Raw genomic sequence first — 19,330 nt, forward strand, 5'->3', positions numbered from 1 at the left:
AGCTAGCTAGCAATTAGAAAAGACTGCCTACGGGTGGTCTTTTTTTATGGAGATTATTTGTTCTTACAGGTTATTAGCTATTTTTATAAGTAATTGCCTAGTAGTTAGAGTAGAAAAACGGTAGTAGCCGTAATTAATAAGCACAAAAAAGCCAGCTATTAAGCTGGCTCTTATTACGCATGGTATCTTTACTAATTTAGAACTGTTTAACGAATGCTACGCCATATACCCAAGGGCTGATATCAACTTCACCAATATCATCACCGTTTAGGCTTGCATCTGTTTTAATGTCCATATAACGGGCATCAATACGGAAAGATTCGGTAGGAGCAAAAGGAATATCAATACCAACATGACCAGCTACACCAACGCTATCATCAAGTTCTAAATCATAGTCACCAGCGAGAGGAATATAAACCTTTTCTTCAAAGAAAGTAGTGTAGTTCACACCAACACCAACAAAAGGCTTCACATTCATAGGCAGATCATAGCCATCGAAGTGATACTGTACAGATAGAGTAGGTGGTAGATGCTGTGTTTTCGCATCAATAGTAGTGTCACCAGCTTTTAGGGTAATGTCATGATGGAACGGAATAGCAGCTAGTAACTCAACACCAACGTTGTTAGCGATAAAGTACTCACCACTGATAGTTGGACGTACATCGCCATCAACATCAACTTCAAAGTTGCCTAAGCCAGTAGATACTGTACCGTTGTCACTTTTAGGATCAACATAATGTGCGCCAGCAGCAACAGACCAAGTACCAGCAGGGACTGCAAAAGCAGTTGTCATTGTAAGTGCAGTAGCAGTTGCTAAAACTAGGGATTGTAGTTTCATCATTTCATTCCTTAACGTAATAAAAAATTATCAGCAGTTTGCTAATGAGGGATGGCATTAGCTACTGATACATAATGTTATGATTAAAGTTTAATCTGTAACATTTAATGTCTATTATAATACGAAAATCATTATTACTGGTAAGGTTTTGAATGTAAATTAGCAATGTTTCTGCAATAAATTACATTTACGTGTAATTCAATTGTCTACAGTCTATAATTAAACACAGCAAAAGCTGCTTTTTAAGTAAGTGTCATTGACGTAAGTCGGTATCTCTTATTTACGATTCAACAAGAGGTGCAATATATAATGCTTGGTTATTGCAGTAATTCGCCTCTACGCTGTCAAAATGCGCGCAATACAAAGTTATTGAACCAAGTGGATTCTTGTTGTCCGAAATGTCACTTACATTTAATACCAGCTCAAGATATAAGTCAGCAGCTTCGTAGTTACGAGCAATTCTTGAGGTTCTCTATGCTATTGATTGTGTTTATACTGTTGGTATCAATCTATATTTATTATTTATATTTTGTTTAGTCAGCTGATAATATCAATACCCAATACACCAGTGTTTATCAGAAAATCTATTAAGTGAGAATGCGGATTATTGTGAATAAGCCTTGCAAGTAGTTTATGATAGTTGCTTAATTTTATTAATACTAAATCGGTATACCACTATATAGGGCTGGCATGTTATTCCAATCTATACGGCGCTTGCGTCATTTTGTTTATGATATTTTACAAAATGAAGAACATGACACGTTATTTAGCCGTTACGTCGATTACTTTCTCATATTTTTGATCATGACTAACGTAGCCGCTGTGATAGCGGAGTCTGTCGATCAATGGTATTACCCTTATCAAGATTACTTCACCTTATTTGAAAACTTTTCTATCGTTGTTTTTTCTGTTGAGTACTTATTGCGTTTGTGGAGTGTCGCTGAAGCCAAGCCTGACAATACGACGTGGAAACAGCGTTGGGATTGGATTAGAAGCCCATCAGCGTTGATTGATTTAGTAGCCATCGTGCCAGCATTTTTGAATTTCTTTGTCAACATTGATTTGCGTTTCTTACGTATTTTACGCTTGTTTCGAATCCTAAAATTAACTCGTTATTTTGCTTCCATGCGTATTTTGCTAGTCGTGATTAGTAAAGAGAGAGGCTCATTTCAGGCTGTTATCTTTATTCTTATCATTATGATTGTGACCGCCTCTAGCGGTATTTATCTGGTAGAGAACCACGCACAGCCAGACGAGTTTGAGTCCATACCTAAAGCGATGTGGTGGGCTGTGGTGACACTGACAACAGTAGGCTACGGAGATGTCACGCCAATTACTAATGCGGGCAAAATATTGGGGGCGGTCATTACGATATTGGGCGTTGGTCTCGCAGCCCTACCGGCTGGTATTCTAGCGACAGGACTAGCAAATGAGTTGGCCCAGCGCCGTGAAGAGCTTGAACAGCATTTTCGTGAGCAGCTCATTGATAGCGATTTTGATCTGGTACAGAATCAGATGATGATTGATAAAATTCGTCGAGAGCTGGGTTTAGATAAAGAGCAGGCACAAAATATCGTCTTACAGGTACTTCGAGAGCAAGAGCTTGAACGGCGTGAGAAAGAAGTTGAGACGCGCCAAAAGAACTTCTGTCCGCATTGCGGTGAAGTTTTATAGGCCAGTGTAAAATGTTTTAGAACAGATAGGTTTTTAGCAATTAATTACAATTAATATTTTGACCATAAAAAGAAGTCTTATGTTTGGATAGCATAAGACCTCTTTTATATGCGATGACCAGTTGCTCTTATATTCCCTGAGGAATAGGCAATGCACGTGCTAACTCATGAGCTACTTCTTGTGCTGCATCTGCTAGACTTTCTGCAGTGAGTGGTAAGTTTTGCAATGTTAAGTGCCAATCATCAACAGATCGACGCAAATGGGCTACCCATAGCGTGGTGCAGTCGCGTGGGAGCTGCTTAAGGTTGACTTCGAAACAACGGTTTCCTTCATCGTCACTTAGATGAATTTCGCCTTTCTTGACTCTAGAAAACGAATGGCCATGGTATGAGTTAGCAATTAAGCCAATATGAGTAATATGAGCAGGAATTTTTTCGAGTTCCAATCTGATTTGCTCTTGATCAAGCGGAGCAAGATACATGGCTTGTTCGCCGCGATCCTTACCATTTAAGCTGTCTCCTTGATGCTTGACCGACTCAGCTCTATCTCGTAATTGCTTAAACCAAACGATGTCACTGATGACACAATTATCATCATATAATACGCAAGCCAAATCAATATCCATCGCGCTTTGATTCTTTTTGAAGCGCTTAAACATGCCTTTCGGCTCAATTTTGGTAAATTCATAATTGAGCGCAAAGAACAATGTTCCTGCGTCTAGTCCCAGTCCTCGTAAATTATCTGACAACAGTGGTGATGGGGCAGTGGTCGACATAACTTTCCTTTTTTATTCTTAGTTTTTAACCGTTATCTAGATCTGGTGCTTGCTTACATAAGGTGTGCGGATGTTAGCCTATCTCAGGTCAGTGATGTCACTCACTGATTGCTGCCGAAGACTTATCTAATACTGCTTGATAGAGTAGCTCAGGCTTAGCGTCTAATAACCCGTTACCAAATCCACGTAGCCACCAGACCAGCTGTGAGGTTAAGTTAATAGTGGCTCTTACAGTAAGGGTGTTATCTTCATTTAGCGTCACGGTTTGATCGTCATTAAGCTTACTTTCAGTCATACTTTTACCTGCTTGCCTAGTAAACCTAAGCTCAACAGCAGTATTTTTGCCACGCTCGTCCAATTCGCCAAATAGTGGGTGGCTAAAGCCCATGCTACCTTCATCTAAGTACGTATCAAGTTGAAAATTCTCCGGTGTTTTTGCAGCGGTTTCGAGAATTTCAACACTATCAAAACGATGTAAGGCAAAGGTGCGAATGGTGGCTTCTGGATCGTCGGTACGAGTTGCCAGTAGATAGATAATCACGCCACGCTGGATAATTGCGATTGGATTTAGGATGTATTCGCTGGCTTGTAATTTGTTGCTACGAGTATAACAAGCATGAATCTGCAACTGATAAAATAGCGCGTGGTAAATATTGTCTTTACTATCCAAATCTATATCTGGTGCAATAAGCGGCTGGGTGGCAGGCTCGATACGCACTCTGTCTATCCAAGAGTGGGTTACTTTGCTGTTTTTCAGCTGTCGCCGTGCTAAGTCAAACCAAGGAAATAATTCATCTAAAATAACAGGTGGCAGTAACTGGGTCAGATTGGCCTCGACCATATTAAAAGCAACCGCTTGTGATAAATTCATATGCGGCAAACTTTGTAATGGTGCGTCCTCTTTCCAGCGCCAACCTTGGGGGTTGGCATTGTTTTTTTCGATAGGGAAGCGTTTGGCAAGGGCATTCAAATCACGTTGGACAGTACGTAGGCTGATATCAAAGCCTGCCATCATCAGCTGCTCATAAATATGCGTGGTGCCTACCCAGCGATTGCGCTGTAGTTGTGATAGTACCTGCCATTGACGTGCAGTCGTTGCCGCACCATGCCGATTGTCACTAATATTGGCGGCATTGGCCTCTTTTGAGGTGCCAGTGTCTACAGCTGCAAGCGCACCTGCCTGCTCACTAGGATTGGACTGAGCTTGGATGTTATCAGCATCAGTAGGATGTACAGTCATTAAGAGATACCCTTTATGAAGTTACAAGTCGGTTTCTGGCACGATATTGCTCGATCAGGAACCGTTAATCATCGCAGAAAAGCAGCGTAGCGTCTAGCGACGTTCATGCATGCGTATGTTTATTTGAAGGTTGCTATTCGATGGTTACTGTTCGATCTAGCCATAGATATAACAATGAATCTAGTCGAACAGCAATGTGCGTACGTATCGGTAGTACCGTTTAAATTTTAATTGCCATCCTCATCGACAGCTGTTGTCTCGCTATCGTTTAGGGTGTCATCAATAGGCTTAGCATCGCTTTGCTTGTTACTTTCCTCGCTGCATTTCTCATTACTTCTCTCATCTTTACGCTTTTCTTTTATTCTCTTACCTTCTTTCTTTTGACGTTTTTCTTTACGCTTTTTCTTCGCTTTCTTTTTGGACTTTTCATCATCGATGTCATCAGTGTTTTCCTGGTTTTCATCCCACAGCATCAGACGGCTTAATACTTTGCCAAATAAAGTATCTTTACGATAACGGCCTTTCTTATTCATGGTGTCGATGGGCAAGCCAGTCATCAGCGTCAGGGCCTCACTTAGAGTATAGACGCCATAGATATGAAATTTGCCTCTATTTACCGCATCGATAATGTCGTCACGTAGCATCAGTTGTTTGACATTGGCCATCGGAATGACAACGCCTTGATCGCCTGTTAGCTCTTGCTCGCGGCAAGCGTCGAAGAAACCTGCGATTTTGGCATTGATGCCACCAACTGCTTGTACTTCGCCTAGCTGGTTCATAGATCCAGTAATCGCGAGAGACTGATTGATGGGGACGTTTGCTAATGCGGATAGCAATGCACAGCCTTCGCTCACAGTAGCACTATCGCCATCGATTTGTGCGTAGCTTTGCTCGAACGCCAGTGAGGCACTAAAATTCAGTGCATGATGCTGACTAAATAACGCTCGCAAATAGCTGGTCATAATCAGCATGCCTTTGGCGTGTAAACTACCGCCCAAGTCTACATCACGCTCAATATCAAGAATTTCACCTGTGCCAATATTGGGCTGAATGACCGCAGTAAGCCGTGCTGGCATGCCAAACTCACTATCAGCATAACTGACCACAGTAAGCGCATTAACTTGTCCGATAGCATTGCCTTGCGTCTGGATCAGCTGTTGGCCGTTTTTCAGCTCATCCCAGTACAGATCGCGCAAATATCCTGAACGCTCATCCATATCATCGATTGCTTGAGTGACATGATCTGCCGTTACCATATCATCGCTATTTAAACGCGCGTGACGGTTTGATTCATGCAATAGTTTAATCAATAAGTCACTGTGTAGGCTCAAACGGTCTTGCTCTTCAGCTTGCAAGCTTAAATGCTCAAGTAGCGTGGCCTGCGCACTACTATCAAACGGGTAAAGGTTGGCGTAGTCAATGATATCAGCCATTTTTGCGACCAATGCCAATTCATGCTCAATGGTACGAGGCACATCGTCATGAAAGTCAGCTCGGACTTTGAATACCGCATCAAATTCAGGCTCAAGCTCTAGCAGCTCGTAATATAAATCTGCTTCACCTAACAAGATAACTTTGATATCTAAATCAATAGGCGCTGGTGAGAGAGATAAGCTACCGGTTAGCGTCAGCATTTGCTCTAGACTAGACAGTTTTATTTTTCGTGATTGTAATGCGCGCTTTAAGCCCTGCCATGCATAAGGATGCTCAAGGACGTGGCTGGCTTCTAACAGTAAATAGCCGCCATTGGCGCGATGTAGAGCACCTGCACGAATCATACTCACGTCAGTGGTTACTGTGCCTAATTGGGTGATTTGCTCGACATGCCCCAATAAATTGAGATGGGTTGGCAAATCTTCAAAAACCACGGGTGCGCCACTGTCAGGTGTGTGACTGACAATAACATTGACCGCATAACGACTGGGCGTCGTAGCCAATACTGCCGTCACAAACTCTTCATCATCGCCATTAACGATACGCTCTACGTGAGTGACCATGTCATCAAATACAGCCTTGAGATATGCCACGACAAGTGGATGAGTCGCAAACTGCTCATAAATAGGAGTAAATAATGGCTGTAAAGCACGTTGGGCAATACTACGATGTAATGCCTCTATCTCATCGTTGGCTTCGTCTTCTAATTGCTCTAAAGCAATAGTCAATTGACTCAGGCGCTTTTGCATATGGTTTTTTTGTACAAAGTTATTCAGCTCAGCTTCATACTCATTATTGCCATATGTAGAATCTTGGTTTTCCTTACGCTCATTATTTTTTTCGCTCAAAATATTAACTTTTTCGCTATCATCGAGCTTTTCTGATTTTTTTTGATTGTTAGGTGTTTCTACCTGTTGGTTATCATCACTGTTGCTTTCTGTAGGCAGTTGACTAGGATGAACAAATACGGCTTTATTATCAAACGAGCGAAACGTCAATGCTAGGTCATATTGCTTGCCTTCAGCATTAAGCGCGTCATAGGCATGACTTTCTTTTTGATGAGTACTGTTTTTGATGGCTTCGATTTTGCTCTGGTATTGATCGCTACGAAAGCGTTGGCTTAAACGCTTTTTTGCTTGCTGCCATAAGTTATTAACTTGCTGTTGTAATAGCGAGGCTTGACCAGCTGGTAGACGTAGCGCCAATGGTGTGCGTGGATCGGTAAAGTTATGCACGTATACCCAATCATCAGGCGTCGGCGCGTCAGCAGCGATACGCGTCAAAAGACGACTAATCACAGTACGCTTACCCAAACCGTTCTCACCAGCGGCAAATACATGGTAGCCACTGGCTTTGATATCTAGCGCTGTATGTAATGCTTTAAGCGCGCGTTGTTGACCGAAGCCTACATCTAAGTCAGGCGCAGTGCGAGTATCTGTAGGCAATTCATCAGGGTCGCTATAGCGTTTTAATTGCTCAGCGGAAATGCGACAATTTTGCTGAACTTCTGTGAAGATAGGGTTTGGGGTATCAGGTGCTGTTTGCTTAGTATTTTTTGTATCGGTAGTAGGTACTACCATATTGTTAGCGTCTTTTGATACTTGCGATATAGGGGTGTAGGGTTGTTCTGTCATAGGCGTTTGAAAAATCATCTTAAAAAGTATTAAAGGAATATGAGAAGTGATTGGTTTTATCTAGTCATGCGTATTCTGAGTTTTTTATAATCAATCATGACATCTTACAAGATATAGTCACCTATTAGCGAAGTCATTAAGCGCAGTTTTGTATCATATTTAGACAAATGCCTGAGTAAAACTGGTAAAAAACGAATGAATTAATCAGCGAATTGGAGGCAATCAAAGCAGAATAACGCCTCATGATAAGCGTAGATAGTATAAGATGTCCCACATTGGCGCAATCTGCAACTATTCAATGGGCAGACTGCATGATAAAATAAACGGTTCACAAGTCAAAACTGGATAACTCGTTGTATGTCAGCTTCCGCTAAAAACTTTTCATCGTCTGCTAGTATGGGTAATATCAATATTGATCCGGCTGGTTTCGTAAAGCTTGGTTCGCAATTGCCAAAGTTGGCCAATATCTTGGCGCAAGCGATAAATGAGCTGGGTCTGTCGTTAAGTGAAACGCAGCAGCGCACGTTATTATTGTACTTAGACCAGCTTTTACTATGGAATAAGGCGTATAATCTGACCGCGATCACTGATCCAGAAGAAGCGCTGATCAAGCATGTGATAGATTGTCTGTCTATTATAACGCATTTACCTGCCGGATCGTTGCTAGATATCGGCACGGGAGCAGGGTTGCCGGCAGTTATTATTGCCATTTGTCAGCCTGAGCGTCAGTGTACTGCGCTTGATAGCAATCAGAAGAAAATTCGCTTTATTAAGCAAATCAGCAGCGAGCTTGGTTTGAGTAATATGCAGCCGATTGCATCGCGTATTGAAGCGCATGAAGCAAGCTATGCGGTGGTGACATCGCGAGCGTTCGCCAGTTTGATAGATTTTGTAGAAGTAGCGCAGCCGAGATTGGCAGATGGCGGCTTCTTATGTGCTATGAAAGGCAAAGTGCCGAGTGAGGAAGAGCTGCAAGCACTCGATAGTGATTGGCATATTAAAACTATTAAACTGACAGTGCCACGTTTGCACGACAGTCGTCATTTAATTGAAATGTCTGCCAAAGATAGCTAAGGTATAAACACTTCGCAGTCATGAAACAGGCACTGTTTTTTGTGAAACACAGTTTACGTCTGTATCTAAATGACATAGTATTTAAAAGCATTTAAAATGCTCGACCGCAAACTGAGCATTTTAGATCATAAATGGCTGATTTCTAAATACTGAGCGAGTGTCGCTGCACAAGATTGAACAAAAATAATCGTACCAACCGAGTCAAAAGTAATAGACCCTAATAAAATTGAGTGAGTGTATGGAAATCATAGCCATTGCGAATCAAAAAGGCGGTGTGGGTAAAACCACAACGGCAGTAAATTTGACCGCCAGCTTGGCCGCTAAACGCAAGCATGTACTGCTGATTGACTTAGACCCACAAGGTAATGCGACCAGTGGTACAGGTGTTGACAAAAACGAGTTAGATCTTACCATAGCGGACGTTTTGCTAGATGGTGTCGCGTTGTCTGAAGCAATTGTTACTAGTCCTGCAGGGTTCGATGTCATCGGTGCCAATCGCGATTTGGCTGGCATGGACATTACCTTAATGAGTAAGACAGATAGTCATGAGCTGTTCAAAACAGCGATGGCTGAATTGGTTAACGATCAGGTATCTACACAAAAACAGCCATACGATTATGTGATTATCGATTGTGCACCTAGTTTGAATCTACTGACGATTAATGCGTTGGTGGCTACGGACAGTGTGATTATCCCTATGCAGTGTGAGTATTATGCACTAGAAGGGTTGGCTGACTTATCACAAACGATTGATCGCCTAACAGAGTTGAACCCTAAGCTATATATTCGCGGTGTGGTCAGAACGCTATTTGATGCGCGTAACACGCTTGCCCGTGATGTCTCTACTGAGCTAGAAGCGCACTTTGGCGATATCATGTACAAGACTCATATTCCAAGAAATATTCGCTTGGCAGAAGCTCCTGCGCACGGCTTACCAGTTATTGCGTATGAGAGGTGGTCAAAAGGCGCACGCGCGTATCAAAAGCTGGCCGCTGAAGTGATGAAACAAAGCAACTAGTTTTTATCTAAAGTCTCTCACAAAGGATTTTTAGATAAAAAGCGTCACTGATCAGCACAGTGAATGAATAGCATAAGTATAGAACACTTAACATTGTATTTAGTAAGCCGCACCAGTAATCAATTGGCTTTTATTTTAGCGTTAGAGGATAGGTAATCATGGCGAAGAAAAGAGGGTTGGCTGCTAATCGGGGCTTAGATGCCTTATTAGGGTCAATCAAAAAAGAAAAGCAAATTACCGCCTCTGCCTTGCAAGACGACATGGTGGCGCGAGAAAATGCTGCGCCAGATATTAATGTGCCTGTAGAGACTAATGCGCCTGTAGATACTGTGTCTACGGATATAGCGCCTGATATCACTCCGACAAAAGCCAGTAAAAAATCATCTGCGAAGACTACTGATAACGATGCTGCTAGTGAGAATAGCACTCGCGCGCCACGTTCACCTCGTGCTACTAGCAAGGCGTCGCTCAACAAATCGCGTGGCAATAGTGCAGATACGAGCGCAACCGAAGACCAGATTAGCCTTGTGCAGATTGATGTCACACGCTTGCAAGCAGGTAAGTACCAGCCTCGTCGTGATATGAGTGAGACAGCACTTGCAGAATTGGCGTCTTCTATCGAGCAGCATGGCGTGATGCAGCCTATCGTTATCCGTCCACTGTTGGCAAATGAGGATAAGAGTGAAGCATTTGTCACTCACGAAATTATCGCTGGTGAACGCCGCTGGCGTGCAGCAAAAATGGCAGGAAAAGCGGTCATTCCCGCGATTGAGCGCGCCTTATCTGATGAGTTGGCAATTGCATTAGCACTGATTGAAAATATTCAGCGCGAAGACTTATCAGTGATTGAGCAGGCGGCAGCATTGCAGCGCTTTCATACGGAATTTGGTATGAGTCATGCCATGATCGCTGAAGTCGTCGGCAAGGCGCGTACGACAGTATCGAATCTACTCCGCTTAAATCAGCTGCATGATACAGTAAAAGACCATTTAGCCAACAGTGCGCTAGATATGGGTCATGCTCGTACACTTTTAGCATTGTCCTCTGAACAACAACCTATCATCGCGCAAAAGATTATCGATGGCGGTATGACCGTGCGAGAAGCAGAAAAATTGGTCAAATCCATCTTGCAGCCAGCGCCCAAAATCAATCGTGCTGAACAAGCGCAATCTCGTGATGTAGAGCGTTTAACCCAGAGATTAACAGACATGCTTGGTGCTGAAGTCAAACTAAAACATAAAAAAGATGGTCAAGGTAGTGTTGAGATATTTTTCCACAATCAAGACCAATTAGCTGCGTTGATCAAACATATAGAAGCTCAGGCTTAATAACGTTTGCGAGTTAGCTGTATCTATCCAAACGCTAAATCGCCTCTGTAATAATTATTTTGTAGTGATCGTTTTTGCAAAAATACGGAAGAGAGTGAGTATGTGGGAATTGGTAAAAGCAGGTGGCTGGCTAATGACACCTATCGTTGTTTGCTCTGTATTGGCTTTGGTTATTATCATTGAGCGTAGTCATACGCTGCAGTTTAACAAAGTCGCTCCTAGCAGGTTACGCGAACAGCTAATAACTCGTTTACGTGAAAATGGCGATATTGGCCGCACACAATTGATGAATGTAAAAGAAAAGACGGCGCTTGGCGATATCTTGGCAACGGGGTTGCTATATCGTCAGTATGGGCTAGAGTCGATGACGATGCACATGCAAAATCGTGCCAGCGTCCAAGTTCATCAGTTGGAAAAAAACATCAATATGTTAGGCACTATCGGTGCGATAGCTCCGTTACTTGGTCTATTAGGTACGGTACTAGGAATCATCTCTTCATTCTTAGCGATTACCGATGGCGCAATGCAAGATCCGACGATGCTAGCCGCTGGTGTATCACAGGCACTAATAACTACCGCTGCAGGTATGATTGTTGCTATCCCTGCGCTGGTTGCTTATCGTTATTTTCAGCGCCGTATCATTGATATTAATGCTCAGTTTGAGACTCAAGCAGGTCTTATGATTCAAGAGCTGTATGATTATCACTTGCTTGCTAGTACGCAGCCATCTACATCTTCTAGCCGTCTGTCAATAGAAGATAGTATTGTGCAAGAGCGTTCATTCGGTGCGTTGGATTCGGATAAGACTAGCATAGCGGCAGTGTAGTCAATGCGGTTTTAAAGAATAGATGTCTTGAGCCTATAAATGGTAGCTGAATTAAAGAGATTGATATGCGTTTTAGAAAACCAACGGTTGAACCACTTGAAATTAATCTAACACCGATGATTGATTGTTTACTGTTTTTGATTGTGTTTTTATTACTTGCTACCTCATTTAATCACTTTAGTCGTTTAAATATTATCCTTCCTGAAGCGGAAGGTGTCGCACTGACAGAACAAAACAACAGTATCGAAGTAGCTGTGCAAGAAGATGGTAGCTATTTGGTCAACGGCATTACACTTGCTAGTAGCAATGAGGCTGAACTGACCAGTATGTTGCAGCAAGAGGCGGGCAGCAATCGCGATATGCTATTTGTCATTGCAGCGGATGCCAATGCGACTCATCAGTCTGTGGTACGAGTGATGGATATCGCTGGAAAGCTCGGGTTTTTGAATTTAAACATTAGTACAGTGGTACCACTTGGCCAAACGCTGCCGCAATAACAGATATAGTCTTATCATCATAAAACTGTGTGACACACAGCCCATTCATACCATGATACCCAAATTGAGGCTTTTATGAGCCAAGCTTATTTACCTGACTCTAAAAAATCTTCTGCTAAAAATGCATCGGCAGTATCGCCCATTACGCCTAAGAGTAAGACACTATTACGCTTATTAAGGTATTTAAAGCCTTACTGGTGGGCATTGCTATTGACGGCTTTAGGTTTTGCGATTAATGCAGGGACAGAGATTTGGACTGCCAAGCTTCTGCAATATATTACTGATGCTATCAATCAGAATGATCGAAGCAAACAAACCTTATTTCCACTATTGATTATATTGCTATTCTTTGTGCGCGGGGTTGGTAGTTTTTTGGGTAACTATTACTCTGCATTGGTCTCACGCAACTTAGTCTATGAGCTACGTGTAGAAGTTTTCAATAAATTACTGCGCTTGCCTAGTTCATTTTATTTGGCCAATCCAGCCGGTACGATTTCATCGAAATTGATATTTGATGTTGAGCAAGTCACGGCTGCCAGTACAGACTCAATGAAGACCTTGCTGCGTGATGGTTTGACCGTTGTCGCGTTGATTGGTTTTTTGTTTTATAGCAATTGGCGTCTAACGCTTATTCTATTTGTGGTACTGCCACCAATACTATGGCTGGTGCGCATTGCATCAAAGCGCTATCTTAAGCTCTCAAAAGGTATCCAAGAGACGATGGGTAATGTCAGTCACATTACCAATGAAGTCATCGGCGGCTATCAAGTGGTCAAAAACTACGGTGGTCAATCATACGAGTCAGCACGTTTTGACAAAACATCCAAGAAAAACTTACGCCAAGGTATGAAGGTGGTTGTTACCAATAGTATTAATACGCCAGCCGTACAGCTGTTGATGGCGGTTGCGATGGCCGTTGTCGTCTGGCTTGCGTTGCGACCTGCAGTAATAGATGATATTTCAGCAGGTGAGTTCATCTCTTACATTGCAGCAGCAGGTTTATTGAGTAAGCCAGTACGTTCACTAACCGATATTAATCAGAAGCTGCAAAAAGGTCTGGCTGCCGGTGAGTCGATTTTTGCGCTACTTGATGAGCCAGAAGAAGAAGACACGGGCACAATCAGCAAAGCGCTATCAGGGCAAATGTCGTTAGATAATATCAGCTTGGTATATCCAGATTCGACGGTGGCTCTACGTGACTTTACCTTGAATATTAAAGCAGGCGAGACAGTTGCACTAGTAGGGCGAAGTGGCGCGGGCAAGTCCTCACTAGTCAATTTATTAACACGTACTCTAGAGACGTCTTCAGGGCAAATCACATTGGATGGTATGCCTATTGAAGATATTAAGTTAGAGAGTTTGCGTGCCCAGATTGCAATGGTGAACCAACAAGTAGTATTGTTTAATACTACCGTACTTAATAATATTGCTTACGGCAGCCTAGCTGACAAGACTCAAGCTGAAGTTGAGCGAGCAGCGAAAGAAGCTTTTGCTCATGATTTTATTATGAAAATGCCAAACGGCTATCAAAGCGAAATTGGTGCTGAAGGGTTGCAGTTATCTGGTGGTCAGCGTCAGCGATTATCTATTGCTCGTGCGCTGTTAAAGGATGCGCCGATTCTAATTTTAGATGAAGCCACTAGCGCGCTTGATAATGAGTCTGAGTATTATATCCAGCAAGCGCTCGATAATGTGATGAAAGACCGCACCACATTGGTTATTGCCCATCGACTGACGACTATCGAATCAGCGGATCGTATTGCTGTGATGGATGGCGGCCAGATTGTTGAGTTAGGAACGCACAATGAGCTAATGAAACTGCAAGGCCACTATGCGCAAATGTATGCTCGAGATTTCGAGTAGTCAATTTAGAAGTTTCCAGCCAATTTTCATGCAGCCATGAGCCAATAAGATAAGCGACATTGATTAATGAGTATTGAGACGACAATCACCCGCGCATGGCAACGTCAAGCTGTTTGGTTGTGGTTGTTGCTACCTATTAGTTGGTTATACGGTTTCATCACCTTCTTGCGTCGTCAAGCTTATAACGTCGGCCTATTATCAAGCTATCGGGCACCTATTCCCGTGATGGTCATTGGTAATATCAGTGTCGGCGGTAGTGGTAAGACGCCGCTGATTATTGCTCTGGTCAGCTATCTGCAAAAGAAAGGTATAAAAGTAGGGGTGATCAGTCGCGGGTATGGCGGTGATACGAGTCAAATGCCTGCATTGGTTAGTGCTACCAGTTTACCCCATGTAGTAGGGGATGAGCCGTGCTTGATTGCTCATATGACAGGCGCTGCTATGGCAGTGTGCCCCAATCGTCAGCAAGCGATTGCCATTCTGTTAAATGCAGCGCCTGATTTGCAATTGATTATTGCAGATGATGGTTTGCAGCATTATGCACTACAGCGTGATATCGAATGGATTGTGGTAGATGCCGCCCGTGGGTTTGGTAATAAGCAACTATTACCAACGGGTTTTTTGCGTGAGCCAGTGTCACGGTTAGAGGGTGCAAATGTTATCTATCATGAAAAACCAAATACGGATTTAACTCTGACTTCTAAAAGTGGTAGTAAGATACGGTCTGCTGATCGTTTGACCATGCATTTGCAAGCTGGTGAGTTACAGCGCCTATGGAATCCTACATTGAGCGCAGCAAAACTAAATAGTGTAAAGCCTCCTAATAACAGCCGCGTCCATGCTGTTAGTGGTATCGGCTATCCGCAGCGGTTTTTTGATACCTTAGAGTCCATTGGCTTTGAGGTCATAGGGCATCCTTACCCTGACCATTATGATTTTAGTTTGGCTGAGCTTTTGCAGTATGGTGATTATCCTATCATCGTAACCAGTAAAGATGCGGTAAAAATCAGCGCATTATTGGCAGACTATACAGCGACACAAGCACTCAGTGATGAGTATGTAGAACTTGTCAGTAGACTATGGATGTTGCCAGTGACGGCTGTATTATCAGAGAATAGTTATCATAATCTAGATGCGCAGCTAAAGGCGCTAGGGATTCGTAACGACCATGATATGAACACGTCAGCCTCATTATAAATATCAGCTAATATTTTAAATCGCCGTACCACTTTTATAGGAATACGCCATGTCGTTCGCCACCACACCTACCAAAACCCATATCGTGATTCCTGCACGTTTTAAGAGTACACGGCTACCTGGTAAGCCATTGCTAACTATTCATGGTAAGCCAATGATACTTTGGGTAGCAGAAAAAGCGCAGACAGCAAGTTTTGCCGATGACATGTGTATAGCGACTGATGATGAGCAAATCGCAAAAGTTTGCACCGATGCAGGTTTTGATGTGGTTATGACCAGTAGCGAGCATGCTTCAGGTACGGATCGTTTGGCAGAGGTAGCAGCTATCAAAGGTTGGGCTGACCACGATATTGTGGTGAATATGCAAGGCGATGAACCCCTTGTACCGCCCTTGCTTTTGGAGCAAGTACAGGCGCTTTTGGTAGCGGATGAGGATAGCGTGATGGCCACACTTTGTGAGCCTATCGATGACTATGATACGTTCCAGCGGCCATCGGTAGTAAAAGTGGTCAACCAATTTGCGAACAACTTACAGCGTGCGCTTTACTTTAGCCGCGCACCGATTCCTTGTGATCGTGATGTTGTATTGGCTGATAATAATCAGATGCAACCACCAAAGAACGCCTATCGCCATTTGGGTTTATACGCTTATCGTGTCAGTCTACTACAGCAGTTCGTAAACTGGCCACAAACGCCACTTGAGATACTTGAAAGCTTAGAGCAATTACGTGTTTTAGAAAACGGTCAGCATATCGCCATCGCAGAAGCTGGCTGTCAGTTACCAGCTGGCGTCGATACACAAGAAGATTTAGACCGTCTAAACGCGATGAGCTTAGATAACTTTCATAACTCTACTAAGTAATAGTCTGAGCAAAGTTGCGTGTGATTCTAAGTTTTCTACAACGCTAAAGTATTGTTGTCGTGGCTATACCTAAAGTACCTAATCAATGTGACAGAGCCATAACCATGAATAATTTGACAGGAAATATGGACGCACTAGATAACACAGACCGTATGTATTTTGCGCCACTATTGCCATGGCAAAAAGTATTGTGGTTACAGTTGACCGAGCGCGTACTTAAGCAGCAGTCTTTGCCGCATGCATTGCTCGCTGCTGGTATGCAAGGTATGGGTAAACGCGCCTTTGTATGGCGATTGGTCGCTTGGCTATTATGCCGTGAGCGTGGTACACACCCACTAGGTGCTTGTGAAGTATGTGAGAGCTGTCAATGGCTCAAGTCGGGAACTCATCCGAGCCTACAAGTATTACCACTCGTTAGTATGCCTATCAGTGCCGAGAGCGATGCGCTTCAAGAAAAATCAAGCAGTACAAAAGATAAAAAAGGCGCTAAAGCTACTAGCAATAGCGCTCTTAAAATCAAAGTAGATGATATTCGTGCCTTGCAGCCTTTTATTTATCAAGGCGGGCAAGGGATGCGCATCTGTGTATTAGATCACGCTGAAAAAATGACGGTGGCCGCTGCTAATGCGCTGCTTAAGACATTGGAAGAACCACAAGCGCAGGTGCATCTATTTTTGATTAGTGATACGCCTGCTCAACTATTGCCAACAATTAAGAGTCGTGTGCAACAGTTGGCACTACAGACAATTGAGCCGACTGTTGCTGTCGATTACGTGACGCAGGCGTTAGGTCATACGATTAATCGCGAAGCCGTCGGTACCGCTGCGATTGAGCAGTTGATACAACTGGCCAATGGTGCGCCGTTAGCTGCTATCGCTTTGGCGCAAGCATCATGGTATAGCAAGCGCAGCCTATGGCTGACCACATGGCAGGCGCTACGTAGTGGTAAACGTAGTGGTGTGGCGGCAAGTGATTATTGGCAAGGTCAGCTCAATATTAAAGAGTTTATACAGCTGTCTGAGCTGATGCTTCTTGATATACGCCGTGTCTGTTTGGGCCTTGTTGAACTACAAAAGGATGTCAATCTATCAACGATATTGGCGACTTATCAGCCTACTGATAGCGGGTTAGAGGCATTTGCCAACAGCGTACAGCAGACCAAAATTGCACTGCAACAAAATGTGCAAGAAAAATTTGCCTATGATAAGCTAATGCAAGAGTTGGCAAGCTTATAGAGCCATGCTTGAGCATTTAATTAGTGCTCGAAAATTCGCAATTGTTCTTAACTATATACTATCGATTATTTATATAAACATATTAAACCCAGTTGATGAAGGAAGCTGACTATGGCAATGCCAGGACGTGGCGGGATTTTAACCTGTCATTATGAAAGTATCGAAATGTTATATGCCAGCTATTTGTCATTTGTCAGTAATGGCGCTTTGTTTGTACCGTCTGACAAACCTCAGCAATTGGGTGATGAGGTGTTTATTGCTATCACCCTACCTAACTCTAGTGAACGCCTACCAATGAATGGTAAGGTGGTTTGGATTAACTCTAAGAGTCAAGGCAGTCGCCCAGCAGGGTTTGCTGTGCAAATTGGTAGTGATGTCTCTGGCCAAAGAATCAAGAATGAAGTTGAGCGCCTACTAGCAGGAAAAATAGATAGCTTGCAATCGACTTATACTATGTAGTATCTAGAAATCACACCTGTATCTTTGATGAGTTTGGCTGTGATTTTTAACTTATTAATATAAAAAAGCAGCCTTATTATTTAGTAAGGCTGCTTTTTTAGATCAAGTTTCTTTAAATTTTTATAGTAGTAGGCGCTAGTCGCTTAATAACGAGGCGGCACATACATATCATCGGGAATAGGTTCGCGGTAGTACTCATCATCGCGTTTGCGATTGGGTAACTCAATTTCGTCACGAGGCACTTCTTTGTAAGGGATTTGGTCGAGCAAATGGGCAATACAGTTCAGCCTAGCACGTTTTTTATTATTGCCTTCGACAACCCACCAGGGTGCTTCAGGAATATGAGTGCGCTCAAACATGGTTTCTTTCGCTTTGGTGTAATCTTCCCAGCGTCTGCGCGACTGTAGGTCCATTGGTGAGAGTTTCCACTGCTTAAGCGGATCATATATTCGGCTCATAAATCGTGCATGTTGCTCATCATCAGTGATAGAAAACCAGTATTTTACTAAGCGAATGCCTGAGCGTACGAGCATACGCTCAAACTCTGGTACTGATTGAAAAAATTCTTCATATTGCGCGTCAGTACAAAACCCCATAACACGCTCAACGCCTCCGCGGTTGTACCAACTACGGTCAAACAATACGATTTCGCCTGCTGCAGGCAAGTGGGCCACGTAACGTTGGAAGTACCACTGTGTTTGCTCACGCTCAGTGGGAGCCGGCAGGGCAGCTACCCTGCACACGCGTGGGTTTAATCGTTGGGTAATGCGTTTAATGGCACCACCTTTACCAGCAGAATCCCGCCCTTCAAAGATAACGACGATACGCTCACCGCGATCAACGACCCAATCTTGTAGTTTTATCAGTTCTCGCTGTAGTCGTACCAACTCTTGAAAGTAGGTGCGTCGATCCAGTTTTTCTTGCTCGCTCATCTCACGTCCGTTAAAACGAAAGTCACGTGCATAGTCATCTATTTCATTTTCTAGTTCTTCATCATATGTATCGATTAAGTCTTGGTGCATTTTTCGACGTAAATCATCATCAAGAATGTCTTTTTCGATGCGTTCAGTAAGAATGGCTTGTTCCTGATGGTACCGATCTATATCCTCCTCAGTCGTTAGAGATTGAAAATCAGCGGTTGCAAGCGGTTCTGTCATCACCAGTTTTTCAGAGCCAAAAATGACTTGCCTCATTTTTCTTAATAAAATTTTTGTCTTACCCATAAATATTACCTTTGTTTTGCGTATCGGCTTTTTTAAGAGGCTACTATCTAGGTCGTTTCTATCATAGCAAAGTACAGACAATAAAAAATGCCCTTTAAATAAATTAAAGGGCATTTTTTATTAATAGATATGTACTGATTAAAATAATAAGTC

The 19,330-nt window shown here is 43.0% G+C and carries 16 protein-coding genes; 11 read left to right on the forward strand and 5 right to left on the reverse strand.

The features are described 5' to 3' along the window. Window positions 1–196: 196 nt before the first annotated feature. Window positions 197–838 carry an OmpW/AlkL family protein gene (locus ACS8FA_RS19960; RefSeq protein WP_341608998.1) on the reverse strand — a complete coding sequence of 214 codons (642 nt, stop codon included), beginning with the start codon at window positions 836–838 and terminating at the stop codon, window positions 197–199. A 690-nt stretch (window positions 839–1,528) separates the two neighbouring features. On the opposite strand from ACS8FA_RS19960, the gene ACS8FA_RS19965 reads away from it, so the two are divergent. Further along, on the forward strand, window positions 1,529–2,512 hold the full coding sequence (locus ACS8FA_RS19965) for an ion transporter (protein ID WP_101205420.1): 984 nt from the start codon (window positions 1,529–1,531) through the stop codon (window positions 2,510–2,512). Window positions 2,513–2,639: 127 nt separating this feature from the next. Here ACS8FA_RS19965 and ACS8FA_RS19970 read toward each other — a convergent pair whose 3' ends face one another. From ACS8FA_RS19970 to ACS8FA_RS19980, 3 genes are all read right to left on the reverse strand, one after another. Then, the gene (locus tag ACS8FA_RS19970) at window positions 2,640–3,287 is read right to left on the reverse strand and encodes a TerD family protein (RefSeq protein ID WP_439264971.1); all 648 of its coding nucleotides are present in this window, start codon (window positions 3,285–3,287) and stop codon (window positions 2,640–2,642) included. A 97-nt stretch (window positions 3,288–3,384) separates the two neighbouring features. After that, the gene (locus tag ACS8FA_RS19975) at window positions 3,385–4,527 is read right to left on the reverse strand and encodes a helix-turn-helix transcriptional regulator (RefSeq protein WP_439264969.1); all 1,143 of its coding nucleotides are present in this window, start codon (window positions 4,525–4,527) and stop codon (window positions 3,385–3,387) included. A 227-nt stretch (window positions 4,528–4,754) separates the two neighbouring features. Then, window positions 4,755–7,595, reverse strand: a complete 2,841-nt coding sequence (locus ACS8FA_RS19980; protein WP_439264967.1) for an AAA family ATPase — start codon at window positions 7,593–7,595, stop codon at window positions 4,755–4,757. Between the two features lie 357 nt (window positions 7,596–7,952). Between ACS8FA_RS19980 and rsmG the strand changes: the two genes are divergently transcribed. The 10 genes from rsmG (at window position 7,953) to ACS8FA_RS20030 (ending at window position 17,954) form a co-directional block, all read left to right on the forward strand. Then, on the forward strand, window positions 7,953–8,669 hold the full coding sequence (gene rsmG / locus ACS8FA_RS19985; RefSeq protein WP_439264966.1) for a 16S rRNA (guanine(527)-N(7))-methyltransferase RsmG: 717 nt from the start codon (window positions 7,953–7,955) through the stop codon (window positions 8,667–8,669). Window positions 8,670–8,907: 238 nt separating this feature from the next. Then, the gene (locus ACS8FA_RS19990) at window positions 8,908–9,687 is read left to right on the forward strand and encodes a ParA family protein (RefSeq protein WP_439264964.1); all 780 of its coding nucleotides are present in this window, start codon (window positions 8,908–8,910) and stop codon (window positions 9,685–9,687) included. Between the two features lie 158 nt (window positions 9,688–9,845). Then, complete coding sequence (locus ACS8FA_RS19995) at window positions 9,846–11,015, forward strand: ParB/RepB/Spo0J family partition protein (RefSeq protein ID WP_439264962.1); 1,170 nt, start codon at window positions 9,846–9,848, stop codon at window positions 11,013–11,015. A gap of 100 nt (window positions 11,016–11,115) precedes the next feature. Further along, window positions 11,116–11,841 (forward strand): MotA/TolQ/ExbB proton channel family protein, encoded by a 726-nt coding sequence (locus tag ACS8FA_RS20000; protein WP_439264960.1) that lies wholly within the window; start codon window positions 11,116–11,118, stop codon window positions 11,839–11,841. 65 nt (window positions 11,842–11,906) lie between these two features. After that, complete coding sequence (locus ACS8FA_RS20005; protein ID WP_057759437.1) at window positions 11,907–12,338, forward strand: ExbD/TolR family protein; 432 nt, start codon at window positions 11,907–11,909, stop codon at window positions 12,336–12,338. 141 nt (window positions 12,339–12,479) lie between these two features. Further along, window positions 12,480–14,201, forward strand: a complete 1,722-nt coding sequence (msbA, locus tag ACS8FA_RS20010) for a lipid A export permease/ATP-binding protein MsbA (protein WP_439265014.1) — start codon at window positions 12,480–12,482, stop codon at window positions 14,199–14,201. Window positions 14,202–14,267: 66 nt separating this feature from the next. After that, the gene (lpxK, locus tag ACS8FA_RS20015) at window positions 14,268–15,398 is read left to right on the forward strand and encodes a tetraacyldisaccharide 4'-kinase (RefSeq protein ID WP_439264959.1); all 1,131 of its coding nucleotides are present in this window, start codon (window positions 14,268–14,270) and stop codon (window positions 15,396–15,398) included. Between the two features lie 49 nt (window positions 15,399–15,447). Then, the gene (gene kdsB, locus ACS8FA_RS20020) at window positions 15,448–16,260 is read left to right on the forward strand and encodes a 3-deoxy-manno-octulosonate cytidylyltransferase (RefSeq protein ID WP_439264957.1); all 813 of its coding nucleotides are present in this window, start codon (window positions 15,448–15,450) and stop codon (window positions 16,258–16,260) included. 104 nt (window positions 16,261–16,364) lie between these two features. Continuing rightward, the gene (locus ACS8FA_RS20025) at window positions 16,365–17,495 is read left to right on the forward strand and encodes a DNA polymerase III delta subunit-related protein (protein ID WP_424510071.1); all 1,131 of its coding nucleotides are present in this window, start codon (window positions 16,365–16,367) and stop codon (window positions 17,493–17,495) included. A 111-nt stretch (window positions 17,496–17,606) separates the two neighbouring features. Continuing rightward, complete coding sequence (locus ACS8FA_RS20030) at window positions 17,607–17,954, forward strand: PilZ domain-containing protein (protein ID WP_101205408.1); 348 nt, start codon at window positions 17,607–17,609, stop codon at window positions 17,952–17,954. 143 nt (window positions 17,955–18,097) lie between these two features. Here the strand turns inward: ACS8FA_RS20030 and ppk2 are convergent, their stop codons facing one another. Beyond that, on the reverse strand, window positions 18,098–19,177 hold the full coding sequence (ppk2, locus tag ACS8FA_RS20035; RefSeq protein WP_404692351.1) for a polyphosphate kinase 2: 1,080 nt from the start codon (window positions 19,175–19,177) through the stop codon (window positions 18,098–18,100). Window positions 19,178–19,330 lie beyond the last annotated feature (153 nt).

The sequence above is a fragment of the Psychrobacter sp. 1Y1 genome, from assembly GCF_051847395.2.
GTDB lineage: Bacteria > Pseudomonadota > Gammaproteobacteria > Pseudomonadales > Moraxellaceae > Psychrobacter.